Annotated in this window: 20 protein-coding genes; 9 read left to right on the top strand and 11 right to left on the bottom strand. The window is 64.5% G+C overall.

Translation table 11 applies throughout. From position 1 onward, the window contains the following. The 3 genes from ABD059_RS17445 to ABD059_RS17435 form a co-directional block, all read right to left on the bottom strand. A partial coding sequence (locus ABD059_RS17445; RefSeq protein ID WP_343882375.1) for a DUF222 domain-containing protein occupies positions 1–1,212 on the bottom strand: 1,212 nt, incomplete at its 3' end. Between the two features lie 540 nt (positions 1,213–1,752). Then, positions 1,753–2,601, bottom strand: coding sequence for an NAD-dependent epimerase/dehydratase family protein (locus ABD059_RS17440; protein WP_343882373.1), 849 nt, complete (start codon positions 2,599–2,601; stop codon positions 1,753–1,755). Next, entirely contained in the window at positions 2,598–3,602 is a 1,005-nt protein-coding gene (locus tag ABD059_RS17435; protein ID WP_343882371.1) for an aldo/keto reductase family protein, read from the bottom strand. The genes ABD059_RS17440 and ABD059_RS17435 overlap by 4 nt, the downstream gene beginning before the upstream one ends. Positions 3,603–3,774: 172 nt before the next feature. On the opposite strand from ABD059_RS17435, the gene ABD059_RS17430 reads away from it, so the two are divergent. Both ABD059_RS17430 and ABD059_RS17425 read left to right on the top strand, forming a co-directional pair. Further along, positions 3,775–4,848: a lipid II:glycine glycyltransferase FemX gene (locus tag ABD059_RS17430; RefSeq protein ID WP_343882369.1), complete on the top strand. Its 1,074-nt coding sequence runs from the start codon at positions 3,775–3,777 to the stop codon at positions 4,846–4,848. A gap of 48 nt (positions 4,849–4,896) precedes the next feature. After that, positions 4,897–6,615 carry a threonine/serine exporter family protein gene (locus ABD059_RS17425; RefSeq protein ID WP_343882367.1) on the top strand — a complete coding sequence of 573 codons (1,719 nt, stop codon included), beginning with the start codon at positions 4,897–4,899 and terminating at the stop codon, positions 6,613–6,615. Between the two features lies 1 nt (position 6,616). On the opposite strand, the gene ABD059_RS17420 is transcribed toward ABD059_RS17425, so the two are convergent. Continuing rightward, the gene (locus tag ABD059_RS17420; protein WP_377959661.1) at positions 6,617–7,381 is read right to left on the bottom strand and encodes a uracil-DNA glycosylase; all 765 of its coding nucleotides are present in this window, start codon (positions 7,379–7,381) and stop codon (positions 6,617–6,619) included. A 142-nt stretch (positions 7,382–7,523) separates the two neighbouring features. Here ABD059_RS17420 and ABD059_RS17415 point away from each other — a divergent pair, with 142 nt between their 5' ends. The 4 genes from ABD059_RS17415 to groL all read left to right on the top strand — a co-directional run bounded on the left by ABD059_RS17415 (position 7,524) and on the right by groL (position 10,972). Further along, complete coding sequence (locus tag ABD059_RS17415; protein WP_343882434.1) at positions 7,524–7,808, top strand: DUF3263 domain-containing protein; 285 nt, start codon at positions 7,524–7,526, stop codon at positions 7,806–7,808. A 52-nt stretch (positions 7,809–7,860) separates the two neighbouring features. Further along, positions 7,861–8,535: a LytR C-terminal domain-containing protein gene (locus tag ABD059_RS17410; protein WP_343882365.1), complete on the top strand. Its 675-nt coding sequence runs from the start codon at positions 7,861–7,863 to the stop codon at positions 8,533–8,535. Positions 8,536–8,546: 11 nt separating this feature from the next. Continuing rightward, entirely contained in the window at positions 8,547–9,146 is a 600-nt protein-coding gene (locus tag ABD059_RS17405) for a GNAT family N-acetyltransferase (protein WP_343882363.1), read from the top strand. A gap of 188 nt (positions 9,147–9,334) precedes the next feature. Further along, positions 9,335–10,972: a chaperonin GroEL gene (gene groL, locus ABD059_RS17400; RefSeq protein ID WP_019483821.1), complete on the top strand. Its 1,638-nt coding sequence runs from the start codon at positions 9,335–9,337 to the stop codon at positions 10,970–10,972. Between the two features lie 133 nt (positions 10,973–11,105). On the opposite strand, the gene ABD059_RS17395 is transcribed toward groL, so the two are convergent. From ABD059_RS17395 to ABD059_RS17370, 6 genes are all read right to left on the bottom strand, one after another. Further along, a complete protein-coding gene (locus ABD059_RS17395; RefSeq protein WP_343882360.1) occupies positions 11,106–11,396 on the bottom strand; it encodes a WXG100 family type VII secretion target in 291 nt (96 codons plus the stop codon). 114 nt (positions 11,397–11,510) lie between these two features. Next, on the bottom strand, positions 11,511–12,965 hold the full coding sequence (locus ABD059_RS17390; protein ID WP_343882358.1) for a sensor histidine kinase: 1,455 nt from the start codon (positions 12,963–12,965) through the stop codon (positions 11,511–11,513). Positions 12,966–12,977: 12 nt separating this feature from the next. Next, positions 12,978–13,688 (bottom strand): response regulator transcription factor, encoded by a 711-nt coding sequence (locus ABD059_RS17385; protein WP_019483824.1) that lies wholly within the window; start codon positions 13,686–13,688, stop codon positions 12,978–12,980. 63 nt (positions 13,689–13,751) lie between these two features. Next, the gene (locus ABD059_RS17380; protein WP_343882432.1) at positions 13,752–15,395 is read right to left on the bottom strand and encodes a DNA repair helicase XPB; all 1,644 of its coding nucleotides are present in this window, start codon (positions 15,393–15,395) and stop codon (positions 13,752–13,754) included. Continuing rightward, positions 15,388–17,838, bottom strand: coding sequence for a helicase-associated domain-containing protein (locus ABD059_RS17375; RefSeq protein ID WP_343882356.1), 2,451 nt, complete (start codon positions 17,836–17,838; stop codon positions 15,388–15,390). Before ABD059_RS17375 ends, ABD059_RS17380 begins: the two co-directional genes overlap by 8 nt. A gap of 75 nt (positions 17,839–17,913) precedes the next feature. Continuing rightward, positions 17,914–18,177: a hypothetical protein gene (locus ABD059_RS17370; protein WP_343882354.1), complete on the bottom strand. Its 264-nt coding sequence runs from the start codon at positions 18,175–18,177 to the stop codon at positions 17,914–17,916. Positions 18,178–18,364: 187 nt separating this feature from the next. Here ABD059_RS17370 and ABD059_RS17365 point away from each other — a divergent pair, with 187 nt between their 5' ends. Genes ABD059_RS17365 through ABD059_RS17355 form a run of 3 tightly spaced genes read left to right on the top strand, consistent with a single transcriptional unit; the run spans position 18,365 to position 20,544 of the window. After that, positions 18,365–18,748: a cold-shock protein gene (locus tag ABD059_RS17365; protein ID WP_019483828.1), complete on the top strand. Its 384-nt coding sequence runs from the start codon at positions 18,365–18,367 to the stop codon at positions 18,746–18,748. A gap of 8 nt (positions 18,749–18,756) precedes the next feature. After that, complete coding sequence (locus tag ABD059_RS17360; RefSeq protein ID WP_343882351.1) at positions 18,757–19,218, top strand: DUF3027 domain-containing protein; 462 nt, start codon at positions 18,757–18,759, stop codon at positions 19,216–19,218. 48 nt (positions 19,219–19,266) lie between these two features. Further along, on the top strand, positions 19,267–20,544 hold the full coding sequence (locus ABD059_RS17355) for an MFS transporter (protein ID WP_343882349.1): 1,278 nt from the start codon (positions 19,267–19,269) through the stop codon (positions 20,542–20,544). A 65-nt stretch (positions 20,545–20,609) separates the two neighbouring features. On the opposite strand, the gene serC is transcribed toward ABD059_RS17355, so the two are convergent. After that, positions 20,610–21,737 carry a phosphoserine transaminase gene (serC, locus tag ABD059_RS17350; RefSeq protein ID WP_377959662.1) on the bottom strand — a complete coding sequence of 376 codons (1,128 nt, stop codon included), beginning with the start codon at positions 21,735–21,737 and terminating at the stop codon, positions 20,610–20,612. Positions 21,738–21,923: the final 186 nt, after the last annotated feature.

Here is a 21,923-nt window from a genome sequence, read left to right as displayed (position 1 = left end):
GAAGACCGCCAACCGGTTACATCCCGGATGTCGGCAGGTCCCGTCCCTGACCCGGACCGCATCCTTCAGGTCCTGCGGGACCCGATACGTTCTCGCATCGGCTCCGAGTCTGGCCCCGGTGAAGGGGTGGGTGAGAATCCTGGTGAACGAGGGTGCGTGCCCGGCGAGCTTCCGGGCGGTCTCGGGATCAATCGGACCGTAGCCTTCCAACTCACCCGGCACATCCCCGCCGAGGAGAGTCATCACCGGGACGGTGACGAAGACCTTCGCCTGCACACCCCAATATGTGCTGGCATCCCCCGACCGACCCGACCCGCTGCACCCGGTCGAACCGTTCCAGCCGTTATGGCTGTTACCGCCGCTGCCGGGTTCATGATCGTTACGGGGCCCGGAATCTGCGGGCCCGGAGGATTCGGTCTCGCTGATCCCACTGACCGGGCAACTCAGGTATCCGGTGGGTCCGGCGCTGGTGAGGACATCCACCAGAACGTCGGCCCGGAGTTGGGTGAGGGTCCTGGCCTCGTCGGGGCCCTGCAACGCCCGGGCCGCGGTATCGACCCGGTGGAAAATCCCGGCCGCCTGATCGGTCGGCAGATAGGCTGCGAGCCAGGCCATCCCATCGTGGGCGGGGTTCAGGACCACCTCGCGTTCCCGCAGAGCTTTCCGGTGCCGGCTGCTGATGGGTTCGGGATGCAGCTTTTCGCGTAACCGTTGGGCCTGGCGGCAGAACTTCGCCACAGTGGTCTGACCGGCCAGCGCGATCAGCCGGGCCTCATAGGCGGCGGCCAGGGCAGGGCCGGTGTCGAGCATGTCAGAGGCTTCTTCGACAACCGCCCAGGCATGACGGCGTGAGAGTCTGCCCTCCTCCAACGCGTTCAACGTGCCCGGGTGGTGGCGGGTCAGCAGGGTGCTGTGTTCGATCAGGAACCCGGCGGTCCGCTCCGGCAGGTGCAACGCGGCGCCGATCTCGGCCGCAGCCAAGGTTTTCTCGAACCCGAACGCCCCGCGGTCGCACCGGGGTTGCTCGGTCTGCAGGTCCAGGATCCGGGTGACCAGTTTCGCTTCCTGGGCATCAAGCCACGACCGCGCCTCGGCGACATCATTCAACGCATCCAAGACCTGGGACGAGTCAAGGCCCGCCGGAGCAGCCAACCCGAGCTGGCCGGTCAAGGCGGGAGGTTCCTCACTGGACCGCACCCGTTCGCCGGGCACAGAGACCAATCCCCAAAAATCCGAGGCCTCATCATCCGCAACGGGCGACCCCTCAACCCCCGGCTCAGACTCCGAATCCGGCTCCGGGGATTCAACAGTGGGTGCTGTCCACACCGCGTCCGCGCCCAGCGGTCCCTCCGGACCATACCCCGCAGAATTCCCCGCAGAAGTCCCCGTGGAAGACCCGGAGGGAGACCCGGCAGGCGACCCGGCGGAGGTGTTCGCGGGCCCGCTGGTCGCGGGCCCGGAATCCGTGGCGGAACACGGGCCGGATTCGGGTGGGAATCCCGCTCCGGTAGCAGAAGCTTTCCTGCTTTTCATACCTCCATTCCATCATCGAGCACCGACAGTATGAGGGGAAAAACGAGGTCCCGAAAAAAACTTTCTCAAAGATTTTTCGCGCCCCCACACAAGCGGCCCTCGTGATCGGCCGAAGGCATCGGAGCCTGGACTATGCGGGTCCGACGGGCGCCTTTCAGGTCCCGAACCGCTGAATCCTCGAAGAAGCCGCCCGGCGTCGTCGGGCGGCTTCTTCGACAGCTAGCTGATGTGATCCCGCCAGCTGTGCTGCGGATCGAAGCCGAGCACGTCGCGGGCATGATCGATGGACAGCAGCGTCTCGTGCTCGCCCACATCCTTGACCACCTCGACGCCCGGGAACACCTCGGCAGCGAGCGATGCGCTGGAGCGGCTCATCACCGTGTCAGCTGCGGCGATGATGAACCTGTCGAAGCCCGGCCCGGCATTCTCCAGCGCCCGCTGCACGGCCTGCGCTCCGTCGCGACCGTCAATGTACCCCCAGAGATTCCACTTTCGAGCCATCGCATCGGCATCGAAAGAAGGGAACTCCACATAGTCTTCGGGGTCCATGACGTTCGAGAACCGCAGCGCGGTAATGCTCAATTCGGGATCCCACCGTGTCAGCTGGATCGCCATCTGCTCTTCGAGGTGTTTGACCAGCGAATAGGTGCTCTCCGGCCGGGCGGTGTACTTCTCATCGACGGGGATGTAGGGCGGGTCCTCGTCGAAGGGTAGCCCCAGCACCGTCTCACTGGACGCATACACAATCTTCTTGATTCCAGCGCGGCGACAGGCCTGGAACACGTTGTAGGTGGACGGCATGTTGTTGTGGAAGGTCGCAGCATCCGCATAGATGCCGGGAGCGGGAATGGCCGCCAGATGAACGACGGCGTCGAAGCCGGTATGCCGATCGTCGACTCCCATGAAGGCATCAACGACGTGTCCGTAGTTGGTCAGGTCGATCTTCACGAAACCGGGACCACGTTCCCCCTGCACGTCCATGCCGACAACCTGATGCCCTGCGGCTCTCAGAACCGAGGTGACCGTTCGGCCCAATTTGCCGGTGGCACCGGTGACCGCGAGCCTCATACGGGACGCTGCTCAGGCGAAACAGTCTTCGCCGGATCGGTCTCAGCCATTGATCCAACCGCATCGTCAATCTTGGCCATGACAGCGGCATCAAGGGTCACACCCGACGCCACAACGTTTGACTTGACCTGATCAGGCTTCGACGCGCCGATGATTGCTGCAGCAACGTTCTTGTTTTGCAGCACCCAGGAGATGGCCAGCTGCGCCATGGTGAGCCCAACCTCATCGGCGATCGGCTGGAGCTTCTGCACTCCGGTGAGGATCTCGTCAGACATCCACCGCTTGATCATGTTCGAGCCGCCCTTGTCATCAGCGGCCCGCGATCCTTCCTCGGGTGTGCCGCCTGGCCGGTATTTGCCGGTCAACACGCCCTGCGCCACCGGAGACCAGACAATCTGGGACAACCCCAACTCCTCGGACACCGGAACCACTTCCTCCTCAATGACCCGCCACAGCATCGAGTACTGCGGCTGGTTGGAGATCAGCTGGAAGCCGAGTTCCTTGGCCAGCGCATGCCCGGCACGGATTTGGCGCGCGTCCCATTCGCTGACACCGATGTACAGGGCCTTGCCCTGGCGGACGATGTCCGCGAACGCCTGCATCGTCTCTTCCAGCGGCGTCTCGTGGTCGTAGCGGTGCGCCTGGTAGAGGTCCACATAGTCGGTCTGCAGCCGCTCCAGCGAACCGTTGATCGACTCCATGATGTGTTTACGGGAAAGCCCGACGTCGTTCGGCCCCTTTGGCCCGGTGGCCCCCCACACCTTCGTGAAGATTTCCAGCGACTGACGCCGCTCGCCCTTCAGCGCTTTGCCCAGCACCGTTTCGGCGGCGGTGTTGGCGTACACGTCTGCCGTGTCAAAACTGGTGATGCCGACATCCAGAGCCGCGCGCACACACTGGGTGGCGACGTCGTTCTCCACCTGCGAGCCGTGGGTCAACCAGTTGCCGTAGGTAATTTCCGAGATCTTGAATCCACTGTTTCCGAGGTATCGATAGTCCATATGTTGGATGCTAGGGCATCATCCGGCCAATGAGGTGGACCACACAGCGGTGTCGTTGCCTAAGGTGACGATTTGCGGCACGGCGGCCAGACAGTAGCGAAGCTGGCCGGGGCAAACGGGGCCAACCGTTACACTGAATTGTCTTTGTCTCACCACCACTGATTGAGGGATTTTGGTTAAGTTCACCGCGCGTCTAGCCACGGCCGAGGAGCGGGACAACTGGGACGCGTTGGTGACGTCGAACCCTAGCGGGGGAAATATGCTCCAGTCGGCATCTTTCGCCGCGGTGAAGTCCCAGCACGGCTGGACTCCCCGGTTCCTGGTCTTTGAGAGCTCCGAGTACATTACCTACAACCTGGTGATCGAAAAGCGGCTGCCCCTGTTGGGTGCCCTGTGGTACCTCATCAAGGGTCCTGACGTTGCTGATCCCGCCCATGTGCCAGCGGTTCTCGACGCTTGCCGGGACCTGATCCGTACCGGTCGTCACAACGTATTCGCGGTAAAAGTGGAGCCTGACATCCCGGCCGACGACGACGTCGACCGGCTGTTTCACAACGCGGGCCTGATCAAAACCTTCGATCTGCAGCCCAACGACCACACTGCGATCCTGGACACGTCCCCCGAACCGAACCAGCTGCTGCGCAACCTTCATTCGCGCGGCCGCAACGCTGTCCGGCGTGCCATCCGCGAGGGCGTCGAAGTGCGCCGGATGGAACCCACCGACGAAAACTTTCGCCAGATGTACCAGCTGATGGCCCACATCGAGGATCGGTCGGCCGCCAGGCTCCGCTCGTACGAGTACTACAGCCGGTTTTGGCAGAACTTCGCCGATGCTGGCCAGGGCCGCCTGTATTTCGTCTACGAGGACGGCGAACCTGCAGTTGGCGCGTTCGTCATCAACTATGGGCTCAAGGGCACCTACAAGGACGGTGGATCCAAGCCCAAACGATCCCAGTATGGTGACTCCCATTTGGTGCAGTGGCAGGCGATCACCGACCTCAAAGAAGAGTTCGGGATAGTGGAATACGATTTCTGCGGTACTCCGCCCAGCGACCGGCTCAAGGACCCCACGCATCAGCACCACGGGTTGGGTCTGTTCAAGACCAGCTTCACCAAGACTGTGACGGACTTTGTCGGCTGTTATGACCTACCGCTCAGCGCGTGGAAGTATCGGCTCTGGAACGCGATCGGCGAGAAGGTCGCTCGACAAATCTACTGGCGCCGACACCACCAACCGTTCTACTAAAAAAAACTCCCGCTCCCAGCGGGTACACCGGATGAAGGGGTGAGTCCCATGGGTGAGAAGACCGAGGCCGACGACGGCCGCAACCCCAACACCAACCCCGCGCCGGTTGCCGAACAGCTGCCGATCGTGCCCACCGCGGGGACCCCGGCCAGCGTGGCCCAGCCCGCAGCGCGTCCGGTTCATTCGCTACCCGGCACCCCTGGCGGGCCGGGATCCGGTGGTCGCTCAGGCGCGGCCGGCAAGCCGGGCAGATCCTCCGGGGCCAAGCCCAAATCCCGTCCGCGTCCGGCGAATAACAAGCCGGATCGCAGGACCTACTCGACGCCTACCGATGCGCTGCCGACCACACCTCGTTCGGTGCGCCCCGACCGCTCGAATGCCGCGGCCAGGAAGGTGCTCCGCCGACTGGTTCAGGGTGAGACACCTCCCACCCAGGCGATGAGCATCGTTGAGCGGCTGGCTGGCAGCCCCTACGCCAATCCCACCATCCAGGTTTCCGGACCGGACATCAACGCACGGCGAACCCTCGATTTCGCGCTGAGCCTCGCCGAAACAATGTTCCGGTACGGTGCCGGCGCCCTTGAGGTCGAAACCAGCATTATCGCGGTGACCGCTGCCTTTGGGTTGGACAACATTGAAGTGGACATCACCAACCAATCGGTCATCCTGAACTATTCGGCCAAGGACCAGACCCCCGTCACCGTGCTGCGGGTGGTACGTTCCTGGACCAATAACTACGCCGGTCTGCTGAAGGTGCACCAGTTGGTGACCGACGTCGTCAACGGCGGAACCTCGCGGATCGAAGCTGCGGCTCGGCTCGACGAGATCACCCACAAGCCAAAACCCTTTCCCCGCTGGATGGTGACGGCTGCGTTCGGCGTCTTCGGGGCTGCCATCGTGAGTTTCATCGGTGGCGGACCGCTGGAGTCGCTGATCAGCTTTGCCAGCTGCATCGGCGTGGATCTCCTTTTGCGGCAGCTGGGGAAGTGGCGGGTTCCTGAGTTCTTCGCGGTAGCTACCGCCTCGGGTATGGTCACGATCATTGCGATGCTCTTCTGGTGGCTCGATCTAGGCATTGCGCCGTCGTTCGTCGTGGTCGGCGGGATCCTGCTATTGCTGCCGACTGGCCGGCTCGTCTCCGCAACTCAGGACGCGATCAACGGATTCCCGGTCACCGCGGCGGGCAGGTATCTATCAGCGTTCCTGGTGTTTGCCGCGATCATCTCCGGGATCGCCGTTGCGTTGGTCGCTGGCGCACTGGTGGGGGTGCCCGAGCTGACGTTGACGACTGAGGGATCAATGTATCCGCTGCCGGTGGCGGCGGCGCTGGTCCTGATTGCCGTCGCCATGATCGGTGTCGCAGAGCAGACCGATATGAAGCTTCTGCTGCCCACAGCGCTGATCGGGGTCACCGGTTTCCTGCTGTACTCGCTGGTGGTCACCCTGGGTGTTGGCTACCGACTTGCCCCCGCACTCGCCGCCGTGCTGATCGGGATGCTCGCGCGAATGGTGGCGTTGCGGATGGGTGCACCCCAGCTGGTCGTGGCAGTACCGGCAGTTATGTTCCTCTACCCGGGCCTGATGGTGTTCAGGTCGATGTACGGCCTGACCATCGAAACCGAGCTGATTGGATCTGGCACCAACAGTCTGTTCAATGCGTTGACGATTATTCTTGCCATCGCTGGCGGCGTCGTGCTGGGTGACAACCTGGCCCGTCCGCTGACCAAGGGAGTCAGCAGTAACGAACGCCGGAACCGGCGCCGGTAGGTCAGCGCAGCTGCCAGTCCACCGGTGCGGCGCCCTGCTCTGCCAGGAGCGTGTTGGCCCGGGTGAACGGGCGGCTGCCGAAGAACCCCCGCGACGCCGACAGCGGGCTCGGGTGAGCCGACTCGATCACCGGAGTGCTGCCGAGCAGCGGCTTGATCTGCTGGGCGTCCCTGCCCCACAGCACCGCAACCAGGGGGAGGTCTCTGGCCACCAGGGCTTCCACCGCTGCACTGGTTACCACATCCCAGCCCAGTCTGCGGTGGGACGCCGCGTCACCGGCCCGAACCGTCAGTACCCGGTTCAGCAGCAGCACCCCCTGTTCGGCCCACGCAGACAGGTCACCGTGCGCGGGAACCGACGTGCCGGTGTCGGTAGCGAGTTCCCGGTAGATGTTGGCGAGGCTCCGTGGAATCGGCCGGGTGCTTTCCGCTACCGAGAAGGACAGCCCGACGGCATGCCCCGGCGTCGGGTATGGGTCCTGACCCAGCACCAGCACCTTGACCTGGTCCAACGGGTAACTGAACGCCCGGAGGACGTGCTGCGCTGGCGGCAGGATTTCGTGGCCGCCGTCGACCTCGGCACGCAGCCGCTCGGCGAGCAGATGCAGCTGCGGCTCGATCGGTGCCAGCGCAGCAGCCCACGATGGGTGGACGACGTCGGCCACCGGAACGGGCGCGGCGAACGGGAACTTCGGGCTGCCCGCACCCGAGAACCCTGAGGGGGAGGGGGCTGGCTCGGGGAAGAGGGCGCTCTGATATTCGGACACCCTCCCATCCTTGTGCCCCAGCGCGCCAAATGACAACCGTGTTATTCCCAATTACCATGAAGGTCACCGGCAGCGTTCCACTGAGCTGCCTTCAACTAAGGGGCGATGGGCAGTGACCGAAGCGGCGAGCGCTGACAGCGTGATGCACCCGGATCCGGAGGATCGCCGTCAGGCATCCGGTTTGGGTGACCGCGAGCAGCAGATGCTGGCCCTCGAACGCCAGTGGTGGAAGTACTCAGGGGCCAAGGAACAAGCCATCCGCGAGCTGTTCGACCTGTCAGCTACTCACTACTACCAAATCCTCAACGCCATGATCGACACCGAGGCAGCACTGGCTCACGACCCCATGCTGGTCAAGCGACTGCGTAGACTACGTACATCTCGTCAGCGTGCGCGCTCGGCCCGCCGCCTCGGCGCCGACATCTGAACGCTCCCGGCGAACCTTTCGCAGCGCCAAAACCCAAGGATGACGCATAACTATGAGCCAGTACCCCCGGGACGAGTTCGACAAGATCCCTGAATCCGCATCGCGGCAGGGCGTTCACCGGGAAAGGCTGGTTCCCCCGCGCTCCAGCGGACTGGCGCTGAAAATCCTGGTTGGGGTACTCGCGCTCGCCGTCGGGCTGGCCGCCTACTTCATCCTTCCCCGCCTGGGCATTGGCCAGACCGATTCAGCCGCCACCCAGACCACCACGGCACCCTCCTCCGAGACCGCCACGGCGGACGGGTCACCTTCTGCAGGGGCCGACGGCGACGCCTCCGAGCCAGAGCCGACCCCGTCCGACTCAGCAACCGAAGCCCCGACGGACGATCCGACCGACGCTCCCACTGCCGAGCCCACCGAGGCTGAGCCGACTCCGAGCGAGGAACCGGCAGTAATCGATCGAACCCAGGCAGTCAATGTCTACAACTCGACGGGTATCGGCGGGTTGGCCAGCTCAGCGGCAGGGCGGGTCACAGCCGGGGGCTGGGCTGTGGGGCAGATCGCCGACTGGGGCGGCGCGCCGCCGCAGACCTCGGTGATCTTCTACAACAACCCCTCCCAGCTTGCGGCGGCACAGGAAGTGGCAGGCATCCTTGGTATCCCGACCCTGGTGGAAACCACCGAGGTGTCCCCGAACATCACAGTGGTTGTCGGCCCCGGCTTCCAGTAGCCATTACGCAGATGCCACAGGTGCTGATCGAGGGCCGGCAACTCCGGCTCCGGGACTGGCTTCCCGAGGATCTTTCCGCTTATCGCGAATGGCTCAAACCCCACCACGAGTGGAATCTATGGGACGGGCCCTATTTTCCGCCGCACACTGAGCAGGAGGCGGACGCCGCCGTGGGGCGCATCAAGGAGCAGCTGGACTCCGGCGAGTGGCCCGGGGTGCGACGGCGGCTGGTGATCGCCGACGCGTCAACCAACCACCTGATCGGGACTGTTTCCTGGCACTGGGAGTCCGAGGCAACCGCATGGCCCCGGGCAGGAATCACCGTCTTTGACCCGGCGGTGAGGGGCCGTGGCATCGGCACCGAGGCCTTGGCATTGTGGGCCGACTATCTTTTTAGCCTCACAACCTTTCGTCGCCTCGACTTCTCCACCTGGTCCGGCAACCTCGCGATGTGTGGTGTGGGACTGAAACTGGGGTGGACCGAGGAGGCGCGGTTCCGTGACGCGCGAGTAGTCCGCGGCGCCATTTACGACTCGGTGGTGTACGGCGTCACCCGCGCCCAGTGGGAGGGTCTTCACTTGCACTCAGACAGCCAGAGTGCTAATTATTGAGTTAGCACTCTAAGCCGCTGACTGCTAATTGTCGGCGGGGTTGGATGTGACACGCACACCACTGTGGTGAGGGTCGTGGCGGGACGTAAAGAGATCGTCCTGCTGATACCCGTCCGTCGCGGGCACCGCAGCCGGTGGGCATAAGTTTGCTGATAAGCAGTACTGTCCCCGAAAGGACCTAAGCCACTATGGCCAAGATCATTTCTTTTGATGAAGAGGCACGCCGCGGCCTTGAGCGCGGACTGAACATCCTCGCCGACGCCGTCAAGGTAACGCTGGGCCCACGTGGCCGCAACGTCGTCCTGGAAAAGAAGTGGGGCGCCCCCACGATCACCAACGATGGTGTATCCATCGCCAAGGAGATCGAACTGGACGACCCGTTCGAAAAGATCGGCGCAGAGCTGGTTAAGGAAGTCGCCAAGAAGACTGACGACGTCGCCGGCGACGGTACCACCACCGCCACCGTTCTCGCCCAGGCACTGGTCAAGGAAGGCCTGCGGAACGTTGCTGCTGGCGCCGATCCGCTGAGCCTGAAGCGCGGCATCGAGAAGGCAGTTGAAGCCGTCACTCGCGAGCTGCTCGCCTCCGCCAAGGAAATCGAGACCAAGGAAGAGATCGCCGCAACCGCGTCCATCTCAGCCGGTGACCAGCAGATCGGCGACCTGATCGCTGAAGCGCTGGACAAGGTCGGTAAAGAAGGCGTCATTACCGTTGAAGAATCCAATACCTTCGGCCTTGAGCTTGAGCTCACCGAGGGCATGCGCTTCGACAAGGGCTACATCTCCGGCTACTTCGTCACCGACGCTGAGCGCCAGGAAACGGTTCTTGAAGACCCGTACATCCTGATCGTCAACTCCAAGATCTCCAACGTCAAGGACCTCGTAGCGGTTCTCGAAAAGGTCATGCAGTCAGGCAAGCCACTGCTGATCATCGCCGAAGACATCGAAGGCGAAGCGTTGGCCACCCTGGTAGTCAACAAGATCCGTGGCACGTTCAAGTCGGTAGCCGTCAAGGCGCCAGGCTTTGGCGACCGCCGCAAGGCACAGCTGGCCGACATCGCCATCCTCACCGGTGGCCAGGTTATCGCCGAAGAAGTTGGCCTCAAGCTGGAGAACGCTACCCTTGACCTCCTGGGCAGCGCACGCAAGGTTGTTGTCACCAAGGACGAGACCACCATCGTCGAGGGTGCAGGCAACGCCGAGGAGATCGCCGGACGCGTCAGCCAGATCCGCGCCGAGATCGAGAACTCCGACTCCGACTACGACCGCGAGAAGCTGCAGGAGCGCCTGGCCAAGCTGGCCGGCGGCGTTGCAGTCATCAAGGCCGGAGCCGCAACCGAGGTTGAGCTCAAGGAGCGCAAGCACCGCATTGAGGACGCTGTCCGCAACGCGAAGGCAGCAGTTGAAGAGGGAATCGTCGCCGGTGGCGGCGTTGCTCTCATCCAGGCTGGTGCCAAGGCCTTCGCATCGCTGCAGCTCGAAGGCGACGAGGCAACCGGCGCGAACATCGTCCGCGTTGCCATCGACGCTCCGCTGAAGCAGATCGCCTTCAACGCCGGCCTTGAGCCAGGCGTCGTTGTCGACAAGGTCCGCGGATTGCCTGCAGGCCACGGCCTGAACGCAGCAACTGGCGTCTACGAAGACCTGCTCGCAGCAGGAGTCAACGACCCCGTAAAGGTGACCCGCTCTGCACTGCAGAACGCGGCCTCCATTGCTGGTCTGTTCCTCACCACCGAAGCCGTAGTAGCTGACAAGCCTGAGAAGGCTCCAGCCGGCGGCGGCGGAGGCGACGAAATGGGCGGCATGGGCGGTATGGGCGGCTTCTAGTCCCCACCGGCGAGGTGTCACCACCTCGCCCAGCTCACATCGGAAGGACGGTATCCCCCACGGGGTGCCGTCCTTCCGGCGTAAACCGGCAAGGATTGGCCTGCCGGTCACCGTGGGCCGAAGGGTCAGCCAGTCAGTACAGGAACATCCGCGCGTTACTCAGTTCAGCGTCCGCGTACTGCTGGGTGGCCACCGTCAGGGCTTGGTTGATCTCCGCCAACGACTCCTCCACCCGGGCTTGGGTGGCACGCCACTGAGCCACAGCCTGCTGGAAATTGGCGGCAGCCTGCCCCTTCCACAGCCCCTCCAGGTCCAGCAGCCCCGCTTGCATCGTATTCACCTCGGCCTGCAGCCGACCGATGGTACCCTGCACCTCGCTGCCCTTTGCGGCGAGTGCATCAGTGTCGACCTGAAAGTGTGCCACGTGTTTCCTCCTCGGTGACGGCGGCTCCCGGACCATTGCGGGCTAGCTCCGACCTTAGGCCGCGCGTCCAAGGGTCGGGCGGAGGAAGCCTGAAAAGTGGGCAACGCCCGTGCCCTACAGGGCTGTGGAGGGGGAGTCGTTCGAGTCGAGGGCGCTATACGGCAGCCGGATGGACAGGGTGGCGCCGCCGCCGGAGGTCTCCTCCAACCGCACCGAGCCGTCGTGCTGGGCCACCAGGGCAGCAACAATCGCCAGCCCCAGGCCTGTGCCGCCGGTTTCGCGGTAGCGGGATGAGTCCGCACGGTAGAACCGCTCGAAAACCCGAGCTGCGTCTTCCTCGGAGATACCCGGGCCGTGGTCTCTGACCTCGATAACCGAGTCCATCCGACCGTGGATCACCGGCGCCACACCAACCGCGACTTCGATGGGCGTGCCATCGGGGGTGTACCGCAAAGCATTGGTCATGAGGTTGGCTACGACCTGGCGGAGCCTGGCTTCATCCCCAACGGTTGGTGCCGAATGTGCTGCACCGCCGTCCAAGCCGATGACGGTGATCTCACGATCAGGGGCAATCGCGCGGGCGTCGAGCGCTGCATCGTTTCCCAGAATGACCAGATCCAGTGGTTCGGCTTTCAGCGGGCGCTGTTCGTCAATCCGGGCGAGCGTCAGCAGGTCCTCAACCAGCTCGCCCATCCGCTTGGCTTCGCTTTCGATCCGGCCCATCGCGGCCCGCACATCGTCGTCGTTCTGCAGTGCTCCGTGCCGATACAGCTCCGAGAATCCTCTGATCGTTACGAGCGGGGTGCGTAGTTCGTGGGACGCATCAGCGACGAAACGGCGCATCTTGCGTTCGGATTCGGTTCGGGCTGAGAACGCAGTCTCGATGTGGGCGAGCATGGCGTTGAGCGAACGTGACAACCTCCCCACCTCAGTCGCCGGCCGTTCCACCTCGACGCGTCGGGACAGGTCCCCAGCGGCGATCGCCGCAGCAGTCCGTTCCACCCGACCCAGGGGCCTGAACTGGCGGGTCACAGCAATGAAGGCGATACCGCTGGCCACCATGGTGGCCCCGAGGCCGACGAAGAAGATGATCTGCCCGGCCTCCTCCAACGATTTGTTGACCGTGGCCAGGCTCGAAGCAATGGCCACGCTGCCCTGGCCGTTGCTCAGTGCGTAGAGCTTCACCCGCCAGCCGGGGCTGCCAGCGGCGCTCCCTGGAACCGTGAAGCCCGCCTGCCCCCGAGCGGACACGTCCTCGACGGGAATCGCGGGAATGACCGGGTAGTCCGCCGATTCCTCAGACAGGGTTCCCCTGAGCTTCTGGCCGTCCACGTCCCTCAGCTCGCCGTAGAACCGCAGCAAGGTCCCGTCGGTGGCGCCGTCGGGAAGGATGTTTTGTGCCACGGCGTCGGCGTTGGCCCGGATATCCAGATCCATCTGCTCAATCAGGCTGCCGCGCAACATTGAGACCGTGACAATACCGGTAATCGCAACAGTGACCACCATGAGCAGAGTCATGGTGGCCACCAGTTGGGTGCGCAGCGATGCGGCTTTCCACCGATCAATCACGTCGGCAGGTACCTACCGCTTGTCGGAGGTACGCAGGAGATAGCCGACGCCCCTCTTGGTCTGGATCAGGGCCACCGCGTCAGGGTTCTTGTCGATCTTGCGCCGCAGGTAGGAGATGTAGGACTCGACGATCGAAGCATCCCCGTTGAAGTCGTACTCCCATACATGATCAAGGATCTGGGCCTTCGAGAGCACCCGGTTAGGGTTCATCATCAGGTAGCGCAGCAGCTTGAACTCGGTGGGGGAGAGATCGATGACCTCGCCCGCTCGGCGCACCTCGTGGGCGTCGTCGTCGAGCTCCAGGTCATCCACCCGGATCACTGCGTCATCGTCGTCCATGGGCTGGGTGCGGCGGAGGACGGCGCGGATCCGGGCCACCACCTCATCGAGGCTGAATGGCTTGGTGACATAGTCGTCCCCGCCCACGGTCAGCCCGGTGACCTTATCGTCGGTATCGTCCCGGGCGGTGAGGAACACGACGGGGAAATGCCGTCCGGCGGCACGGAGCCGGCGGGTCACGGTGAAACCATCCATGTCCGGCAACATGACATCGAGCACTGCCAGGTCAGGGTTATGGGTCTCGGCAGCGGCCAGCGCTTCGCGGCCGTTGGCGGCAGCTACGACGTCGAAACCCGCGAAACGCAGGGAGGTGGAGAGGAGCTCACGGATATTTGGCTCGTCATCCACTACGAGGAGTTTGGCTTCAGGTCCAGTCTTTTTCACAGTTCCCAGTATCCTCCCAGACACTGGGAGTTGTCTGGATGGTGCGTGAAAGCTTCCCGTATGTCAGCCCTGAGGGATGTCCGCGGCATCCATGATCCGGTAGGCATAGCCTTGCTCGGCCAGGAACCGTTGCCGTTTGGCGGCGAAGTCCTGGTCGATCGTGTCCCGAGCGACCACGGTGTAGAACCGTGCGGCCCGACCATCGGCCTTGGGGCGTAGCAGGCGGCCCAGCCGTTGAGCTTCCTCCTGCCGTGATCCAAAGGACCCGGACACCTGGATGGCGACCGAGGCCTCCGGCAGGTCAATGGAGAAGTTGGCTACCTTCGAGACGACCAGAGTGTGGATCTCCCCGTTGCGGAACTCGCCAAACAGCCGCTGGCGTTCCTTCACTGACGTGTCCCCCTTGATCACTGGGGCATTCAGGCGCTCGCCGAGCTCGTCCAGCTGGTCGATGTACTGGCCGATCACCAGCAGCTGCTCGCCCTGGTGCGAGGCGACCAGCTTTTCGACCACGCCGCTCTTGGTCTCCGACGTGGCGCAAAGGCGGTACTTGTCCCCGTCCTCGGCCATCGCGTAGGCAACCCGTTCATCGCGCGGCAGGTCCACGCGCACCTCCACGCAGTCGGCCGGCGCGATGTAGCCCTGCGCCTCGATGTCCTTCCAGGGGGCGTCATAGCGCTTGGGGCCGATGAGGGAAAACACCTCGCCTTCCCGGCCATCCTCCCTGACCAGGGTCGCGGTCAGGCCGAGTCGGCGTCGTGCCTGCAGATCGGCTGTCATGCGGAAGATCGGGGCAGGCAATAGGTGCACCTCGTCGTAGACGATCAGGCCCCAGTCATTCGCGTCGAGGAGTTCAAGGTGCGGGTAGAGACCGCCCCGGCGCAGCGTCAGCACCTGGTAGGTGGCGATAGTGACCGGTCGGATCTCCTTCACAGCGCCCGAATACTCACCGATCTCGTCCTCGGTGAGGGACGTGCGCTTCAGCAGTTCGTCCTTCCACTGACGGGCGGAGACGGTGTTGGTGACCAGGATCAGCGTGGTGGTCTGGGACGTCGCCATCGCTGCAGCGCCCACCAGGGTCTTGCCCGCACCACAGGGGAGTACGACGACGCCCGAGCCGCCCGACCAGAAGTTTTCCGTGGCCAGCTTCTGATAGGGGCGCAGCGTCCACCCCTCCTCGAGCAGGGCGATCGGGTGGGGTTTGCCATCCACATAGCCGGCGAAGTCCTCCGCCGGCCAGCCCAGCTTCAAAAGCAACTGCTTGAGCTGACCACGCTGCGAGGAGTGCACCACCACCGTTTCTCCGTCGATGCGCGGGCCCAGCAGGGGCTGGATCTTCTTGGCGTGCAGCACCTCCTCGAGCACCGGGTAGTCGTTGGTGCGCAGGACCAGACCATGCTGGTCGTCCTTCTCGAGGCGGAGCCGACCGTACCGCGACATCGTCTCTTCAATGTCCACCAGCAGTGCGTGGGGTACCGGGAACCGTGAGTACTTCAGCAGGGTGTCGAGGACATGCTCGGCGTCGAGGCCTGCCGCACGGGCATTCCATAGCCCCAGCGGAGTCAGCCGATAGCTGTGGACGTGTTCAGGGGCGCGTTCCAGCTCAGCGAACGCAGCGATCGCGTGCCGTGCTTCGGTGGATTGTTCGTGGTCCACTTCCAGCAGAATGGTTTTGTCGCTTTGAACGATCAGCGGGCCGTCAGGCATCAGTTGCTGCCCCTTCATCAATGGAAAGTAGTTCAACGTCCATGATCCGGTGGATCGAGACGACTTTTTCGACCTCGTTGCCCGGGTCGATGACCCGGACCCTGCCGCCGGATACAGATAGTGGAACAAGGACCTGCCGGGTGGAATTCCCCTGGCTGTCGGCGAACCCGAGCCGCACCGGGCGTCGCAGCCGGATTGCCTTGCGGAGGGTTTCGAGTCCCAGCAGGGTGTCGCTCTCAGTGGTCGACATTCCGTCCGCGGGCGTGACCCCGGCACCGCGAAGCACTGCCACCTGGTTGGAGATGTCTTCGGAGGAGAGGACCCAGGGGTTCAACGTCACCCGCGACGACGCCGCCGTCACGCTTCCCGGCCCGCCTGTGGTGCCGGATCGTCCCGGTTTCGATGGCAAGGCCGAGCCTTCGAGGGCGGGGGCGTACCCGAGGTCACGCAAGACCGCCGCGAGCTCCGGTCCTGACGCCTGGGAAATCACGACTGTCGGCGCGAGTTGCACCAGGCCAAGTGCTGCGGCCCGGGGATCGGTCAGGAGGGCTGACAGCGCCGCATCATCGTCGCTGCGGACATAGCTACTGGCTCTGCCCACCCGGAGGCGGCCGTACCTCGACGCGGTGTCGTCGACCAGGTACTTCAACGGTTGCGGGACGTCGGTCGCAGAGTGGCGGGCCAGGAACGCCAGAATCGTTGAGGCATCCTGTCCGTCGTCGAACGCGCGCCGCAGCGACTCGGCTGAGAACCGGTAGATGCTGGCCGGGCCCTGCCCCTCTGGGGTGGAGAGGAGGGCCAGCTCGGTGGCGACCTCCGGTTCGAGATACCCGGGGGCGACGGCGGTCAGGTCTGCCTGCAACATGAAGTGCCGCAGCGGGGCGGGCAGGGCCCCGCGCAGGACGGCGGCGGCGTCGTCGTGCTTGCCCGCTGCGGTCAGCGCGCCCAGTTCAGTCAAGGCGCCGGACCCCATCAGGCCGAGGTGGGACGCCTCGGTGAGCATGCCCGGAACCAGCCGGGCAAAGCGCCGCTGAAGGCGCGGCTGGCTCCACGTGAGCCACTCGACGACGTCGCGGACCTGCAAAACGGCCGACATGGAGCCGTCGATTGGATGCCCGCTGGTGTTGCTGCTGAGGTAAGCCAACGCCGCCAGCATCCGGGACCGGAGGTGGGGGGCATCGGGGCGGTTGGCCTCGGCCGCCAGCGCGTTCACCGTTGCGCCGGCGGTGAGCTGGGTTCCCACCAACGACGGCGCGCGTTGCGCATCCAGCCATGTGGTCACCAGGCGGTGCCATTGCTCCACCCGGTCCTGCGCCAGCCACAGGGTGCCCGGTTCAACCCGCCAACGGGAGGTGTCGACGTCGAGCACCAGCAGACCGGCGAGGGCCGCGAGCTCCACCAGCCAGGCAGCCTGCTCGGTGTCGACCCGCAGAGCATCGGCGAGCCGCCGGATTTCCCGGACGCCCACACCGCCGGACCGCAAGGTAGTGATCGGGGAAGCCTCGACGGTTACTACGAGGTCGGTGACCAGGCGCAGGGTTTCGGCGACCGCGCTGTGGGCGGCGTTATCCCGCAGACTGTTCCGGATGGTTCTTAGCTCGGGAACCGGGGGGTCACAGCGCAGCTGCTCGATGATGGAATGACCACGCGCAGCCCGTCCCACGGCGCGGGGTAGCTCAACGTGGCTCGCATCCAGGCGGGCGAGGAGCCCGTGGGCGAGCAACCAGTGAATGGGTGAACTCGGGTCCTCGGCGCTCAGTGGTGACGCGCCGACCGCCGAGACGCTGAATTTGCCGAGCAGATCCCGGGTGCGGTCGGGTGCCAGGGCCAGCAAGGCCTCCCAGCCGGCCGGAGTCGAAACGACCTCGTGCAGGACCGCGGCAGCGGCGTCCGCCGTGGGGGCCTCGCCGACCTCCAAGCCCAGCTTGCGAAGCCGGTCGATGGCGGCGGGCAGCTGTTTGGCGTACCCGGGGAGCAGCCGGACCAGCAGGGTGATCTCCCGGCCCAGCCCGGCAGGGTAGGGGCCCAGGGCTTCGGTCAGGGAGGCTACGGGAAGGTAAAACCGGCGGTTCTGGTCGGCGGCCGGAGCCTCCGGCGGGGCCGGCGCGCGGCGGAGCAGGGCGAGCGCATGTAGATGGGCCAGGAAGCCGTCCAGGACCTTCACAGTTGAACCCTTGATGTCCGACCGGAGCCAGGCTGCGGTGGTGCTTTGGCCGGTGTCGCCGTGAGTTGAAAGCTGCACGGCGGTGAGGACATCCAGCTCGGGTTCGCTGAGGTTTTCCAGCGCCCGCTGGACGCTGACCCGGGTGGAAGCGCGGGCGGCGAGGGCAGCGAAATCGGGGACTGGTGGGAGAACGAGGTCCGGGCGCGCCGCGAGAAGGTCACGGAGCCGTGCGTCGCTGCGTGCAGCCAGATCGGTGGCTAGATCGCGGATGGCGGACATTATGACAACGTTACCCCGTTTGCCTGTGCCCGCCCCGCCCGATCGCCCGGCGGAAGCCCGCGATGGGAGCCGGGGTCAGGCCCGTCTGCGGGCCCGAATTCCCGAAATCACCATCAGGATCATGAGGACAAAGGCCACCGGAAGGCAGACGTAGGCTCCGGCGACAAAGCCGGGCCACACGGTGCCCTGAAGAAAGGCAGTGATGAGCACGGCAGTGAGCGAAAGCAAGCCGATGATCGCCAGGGCTACTGCTGTCACCATCAGGATCAGGCGGGGCAGGTTCCGCTCCGGAGTGTTGGATCCATGATCAGGAAGGGGGTGGGGTGAGGTATTCTCCATAACGCTAACAGCGTACAAGGTGTGCCCCTTTCATGAAGCACACTGGTAGGGAGGATATTCTGGAAGACAGAGACTTTCCCGACGAGACGCTGGCCCCGCCGCTAGGCCCAGGGCACCAGATCCTTTCCCGAGGATCGGCACGGTACTAGCAGTGTCCGACGCAGCACCTACAGAACGAGGTAACGACGTGCCTATTGGCAAGGTCAAGTGGTTTGACGCTGAAAAGGGTTTTGGTTTCCTGGCTACCGACGACGGCCAGGAGGTCTTCCTTCATGCCTCGGCGCTACCTGCAGGAGTGACTGAGGTGAAGGTGGGCACCAAACTGGAGTTCGGCGTCGCCGACGGCCGCAAGGGGCTCCAGGCGCTCTCCGCCCGCATCCTTGAGGCACCAGCCTCGGTTGCGAAGGCGACACGTAAAAGCGCTGACGATATGGCAGTCATTACCGAGGACCTCATCAAGTTGCTGGACGACGTCTCCAACGGGCTGCGCCGCGGCCGGTACCCCGACAAGTCGCACGCCGGCAAGGTCGCAGCGGTCCTCCGCGCGGTCGCCGACGATCTGGACGCGTAGGCCAGATCGTGGATTCAGACCTGGAAATCGTCGCTCATTCGGCGGACGTCGCTGACCCGGCGCTCGCGGAGGCGGCCGACGACGCGGTGGTTCCGCCGAAACGCCGTACTCCCCGGAAGCCGTCCAAGCCCGACGCCCTCTTGGCCGATGCGGTGGAATTCGCGCGGAACGGTGTGAACGAGATTGCTGAGCAAGGGCAGGTCGGCACCCATGTGGGCGCGTACCCCGACGCCGAACGGGTGGTGACCCACCGGTTCGAAGCCCATCTGCCCGGTTACGGCGGCTGGCACTGGTTTGCCACTCTGGCCCGGGTACCCCGCGGTAAAGAACCGACGATCTCCGAGGTTGGCCTGCTGCCGTCGGACACCTCCTTGCTGTCCCCACCCTGGATTCCCTGGGCGGAGCGGGTGCGCCCCGAGGACTCGGCCAAGGACGAATCAGTTTCCCCTGACGCTGCTGGAGGAGAATAACCAGTTGACTCACGGTAGTTGTGGACGAGGCCGAGCGGGACTCACCTAATGGGAATGTTCCGCTCGCTGCATATCCATAACTATCGGGTCTGGTTTTTCGGAGCGCTGGTCTCCAACATTGGCACCTGGATGCAACGCACTGCCCAGGACTGGCTGGTGTATGACATTCTCACCGATCAGGATGCAGCAGCCATGGGCATTGTCATGGCGCTCCAGCTCGGCCCCCAGCTGCTCGTCGCCCCCTGGGCCGGTCTGATCGCGGATTCGGTGGACCGGCGGAAACTACTGATCATCACCCAGCTCTCGATGGCGGCACTCGGCGTCGGACTCGGGCTGATGGTGGTGCTCGGGGTAGCTGAACTCTGGCATGTGTACGCCTTTGCCCTCGCCCTCGGATTCGTCTCAGCGGTCGACGCGCCAGCACGACAAACCTTCGTGTCGGAGCTGGTCAGGGACGACTATCTCCCCAACGCAGTCGCGTTGAACAGCGCCTCCTTCAACGCTGCGCGGATGGTTGGCCCAGCGGTGGCGGGTCTGCTCACCGTGGCGGTCGGCCCCGGCTGGGTCTTCATGATCAACGCGCTCACCTTCGGCGCCATGATCTTTGTGCTGATGACCATCAGACGCTCTGAGTTGCGGGTCCTGGAGAAGTCCCCACCGGGCAAGGGCAGGATTCGGGAGGGCTTCAGGTATGTGCGTAACCGGCCCGACCTGATGATGGTGATGCTGGCGATCTTCATCGTCGGTACCTTCGGGCTCAACTTCGCCGTCTACATCGCGGCGATGGCACGCACCGAGTTCAACAGCGGCGCAGGAGTGTTCGGTGTGCTGTCGTCGGTGATGGCCATCGGCTCAGTGGCGGGCGCCCTGCTCTCGGCCCGGCGCAGCAAACCGAGACTGCGATTCATCTACGGGGCGTCAGCAGCTTTCGGTGTCGCCTGCGCCGCAGCAGCGCTGGCGCCCACGGTCTGGCTGTTCGGCCTCGCCCTGATCCCGGTCGGCCTGTTCGCGCTGACACTTCTGACCAGCGCCAATGCGTATGTCCAGACCACCACCGAGCAGGTGATGCGCGGCAGGGTAATGGCGCTGTATTTCGCCATCTTCCTCGGCGGCACACCGCTCGGCGCGCCAATCGTCGGCCTGGTCTCGAACACTTTCGGCCCACGGTGGAGCCTCGCCGTCGCTGCAGCGGCCGGCATCATTGCGGCACTGGCGGGAATGATCTGGGCCTGGCGGGCCCACCACCTACGGCTTCGCTACGATCCGGCCCCACGGCGGCGGCTGCGGATTGAAACTGACTTCGGGAAACCTCTCACCGATCCTTAGCGTCCCTGCCATCCGCAGAGCCTGGGGATGGCAGGGACCTGAGGGATCCAAGTAGCGGCGGAAGGCTAGCCTCGGCCGATGACGAAGTCGATGCAGGCCAGCAGCGCTGAAATATCGTCCGGTTCGATTGAGACGAACGTCGCGATGCGCAGCTGGTTCCGGCCCAGCTTCCGGTACGGCTCGACGTCGACAATCCCGTTGGCGCGCAACACCTTTGCGAGCAGCGCAGCGTCAACGGAGTCCTCGAAGTCGATGGTGGTAATGACATTGGAGCGGTCCTCGGTGCGGGAAACGAAGGGGGTGGCGACGTCGGACGCTTCCGCCCACTGGTAGACCCGCCCCGCGGACTCCGCGGTGCGCGCCGCAGCGAACTCAAGACCGCCGCTCTGGTTCAGCCATTCGACCTGGGCATTGAGAGTCACCAGGGTGGCCAGGGACGGGGTGTTGTAGGTCTGGTTGAGGAGAGAATTGTCGATGGCTGTCTGAAGGCTCAGGAAATCCGGGATCCAGCGGTCGGTCGCCGCGATCCGGGCTGCCCGCTCCAGTGCGGCCGGCGAGAACAGGCCAAGCCACAGGCCGCCGTCGGACGCGAAATTCTTCTGCGGAGCGAAGTAGTAGACATCGGATGCACTGACATCCACGTCAAGACCGCCGGCGGCCGACGTCGCATCGATGAGGACCAACGCATCCGGTGCGGCGCCGTCGATCCGGTGCACCGGCGCTGCGACACCGGTGGAGGTCTCGTTCTGCGGCCAGGCGTAGACATCCACGCCTGCTTCCGCTGCAGGGCTGGGGCGCGTCCCCGGGGCCGAGGTGATTACCGAGGATGCCTGGAGGAAGGGCGCCTTGTTGGTGGCGGAAGCGAACTTCGCCCCGAATTCCCCGAAAGACAAGTGTTGGGCCTTGTCCTGCACCAGGCCGAAGGATGCAACATCCCAAAATGCTGTCGAGCCACCCACGCCCAGTACCACCTCGTAGCCTGCCGGCGCGTTGAACAGCCGGGTCAGGCCCTCCCGGACCGAGCCAACAAGGTTGCGCACCGGAGGTTGGCGGTGGGAGGTGCCAAGTAGGGTCCGTCCGGCCTGCGCGAGGGCCTCCATCTGCTCGTCGCGCACCTTCGACGGGCCCGCTCCGAAACGCCCGTCGGCGGGAAGGAGGCCAGCGGGGATCAGTTGGTCCGGGGAAATGCTCATGGTCTCTCCAAGGGGGTAAGCGTGCGACACAAGACGGGATACATTCTGCCGCACTACCCGGCCCTGGCGGCATTTGTGAACACGTCACGACTGGGTGGGCGGTGGCCGCTGATTGCCGCGGTAACTGGGAAATGGGTTAACCTTGGTGAGCGTAGAACTTGTGTTCGGCGCTGGCGATCCGTGCCG

The sequence above is a fragment of the Arthrobacter flavus genome, from assembly GCF_039526005.1.
Lineage (GTDB): Bacteria > Actinomycetota > Actinomycetes > Actinomycetales > Micrococcaceae > Arthrobacter_D > Arthrobacter_D flavus.
This window is presented reverse-complemented; position numbering and strand designations above follow the sequence as displayed.